This is a genomic window from Fundidesulfovibrio sp. (assembly GCF_058402725.1).
Window position 1 is genome coordinate 1 of the sequence record NZ_JBZVFJ010000312.1, and the last position, 1,880, is coordinate 1,880.

2 protein-coding genes are annotated in these 1,880 nt (G+C 68.2%); both read left to right on the forward strand.

Annotated features, from left to right (window positions below; genetic code table 11):
* Nucleotides 1-88: 88 nt before the first annotated feature.
* Complete coding sequence (locus ACV4UX_RS19090) at nt 89-1,219, forward strand: glycosyltransferase family 4 protein (RefSeq protein WP_491594861.1); 1,131 nt, start codon at nt 89-91, stop codon at nt 1,217-1,219.
* A gap of 101 nt (nt 1,220-1,320) precedes the next feature.
* The gene (locus tag ACV4UX_RS19095) at nt 1,321-1,671 is read left to right on the forward strand and encodes a hypothetical protein (protein WP_491594862.1); all 351 of its coding nucleotides are present in this window, start codon (nt 1,321-1,323) and stop codon (nt 1,669-1,671) included.
* Nucleotides 1,672-1,880 lie beyond the last annotated feature (209 nt).

The following is a 1,880-nucleotide window of genomic DNA, read 5'->3' on the forward strand; positions in this document are numbered from 1 at the left end:
CGCCCTGGCGGGTGCAGGGCAGCGCCCTGCCGGGTCCGGGCGGAGCACGGCGGGGTCCGGGGCGGAGCCCCGTTCTCCGGGGGCGCGCATGCTGGTAGGCTTCGACGTCAGCCAGACGGGGGCGGGCAAGGCGGGGTGCGGCTACCTGGCGCACGGGCTGGTGCACGCCTTGGCGGCGCGGGGCGTGCGGTTCGTGTTCTATCCGCACTTCGGGGACCTGTACTGGGAGCCCCGGCCCGGGGCGTGTTCGTGCCCCGGGGAGGGGCGGCGGGGGCCGACGTTCCGCTGGTTCGAGCGCAGCAAGCGCTTCTGGCGCAATCCGCCCGTTGATTTCGAGGCGCGCTTGGGCGGGCCGGACGTGGTGCATTCCAACAATTTCTTTTGTCCCGTGGGGTTGAGGCGGGCGCGGCAGGTTTATACGTTGTACGACCTGTCGTTCCTGGAGAATCCCGGCTGGACCACGGAGCAGAACCGGGTGGGGTGCCTGGACGGGGTGTTCGGCGCGAGTTTGCGTGCGGACTGGATCGTTTCGATCTCGCGGGCGAGCCTTGAGCATTTTTTGCGGGTGTTCCCGCACTATCCCCGGGAGCGCACGTCGGTGATGCATCTGGCGAGCCGGTTCGGAGCGGGGAGCGCGATGCGGGTCCCGTCGCGCCTGAAGGGCGTGGAGCCGGGGAAGTTCTGGCTGTGCGTGGGCACCATCGAGCCGCGCAAGAACCAGGAGCGCCTGTTCGAGGCCCTGGCGCGCCTGGGCGGCGACAGGCCCTTGGTGCTGGCGGGCGGCCGGGGCTGGCTGATGGACGAGATGGGCCGCAAGGTGAACGCCCTGGGCCTGGCCTCGCGGGTGAAGCTGACGGGGTACGTGGACGACGCGGAGCTGGCGTGGCTCTACGCCAATTGTTTCGGGTTCGTGTATCCTTCGCTGTTCGAGGGTTTCGGGTTGCCGGTGCTGGAGGCCATGAGCCTGGGCGCGCCGGTGGTCACGTCGGGGGTGTCGAGCCTGCCGGAGGTGGCGGGGGACGCGGCGCTGCTGGTTGACCCTCTGGACGCGGGTTCCATCGCGCAGGCCATGGCGCGCCTGGAATCCGACGAGGGGTTGCGCCGGGAGCTTGCGCGCCGGGGCGTGGAGCAGGCGGCGCGCTTCAGCTGGGACGCTGCGGCCGGTGTGGCTCTGGAGGCCTACGAGCGCGTGCTGAAGCTGCCGCGCCTGGGGTCGTGAGCGGGGCGGGCGGCTTGACACGGCAGGAGCTGGGTCATAACTAGGCCTGTTTGCGCACGAATCCATCCCCAAACGCATCATTCTCCAAAGGAGTCCCCCATATGGCGTACGATATCCGCCTCGTGAAGCTCATCAACGGCGAGACCGTGCTCGGCAAGTTCGACGAGGAGACCCAGGGCCTGAAGGACGTGGCCATCCTCCAGTCCGTGCCCACCCAGCAGGGCGTGCAGATGCTCCTGCTGCCCTTCGGCTACCCTTTCGAGACCGAGATCGGCGGGGCCGTGAAGGGCGAGCACATCCTCTACAATTTCAAGACGTTCCCCGAGGAGCTCAAGAACAAGTACCTGGAAGCCACCTCCAACCTGACCATCTCTTCGGCCCGCGATCTGAACATGCTCAACAAGATGGCTCCCGCTGGCGGCAAGGGCGGCTCCGGGCTGATCCTGAAGTAGTTCCCGGCCGGGGCGAGCTCCCGGCTGTTGGAGTGTCCGCCCGGGGCGAGCGATTCCGCTGTCCATCCCCGGGCCGACACGGGAATGCATATTTCGTCCGGCGACCGGATGGCCCCGGCGCTCCCCGGTGCGGCCCCGAGAGAAAGGGGGAAGGCGAAGAGAGATGCGGCGAAACGCAAAAACAACACACCCAACACACACACAACACC

What these genes read in the sequence shown, in the direction of transcription:
- ACV4UX_RS19090 (WP_491594861.1), top strand. Translation starts at nt 89, where the DNA reads ATGCTGGTAGGCTTCGACGTCAGCCAGACGGGGGCGGGCAAGGCGGGG.
- ACV4UX_RS19095 (WP_491594862.1), top strand. Translation starts at nt 1,321, where the DNA reads ATGGCGTACGATATCCGCCTCGTGAAGCTCATCAACGGCGAGACCGTG.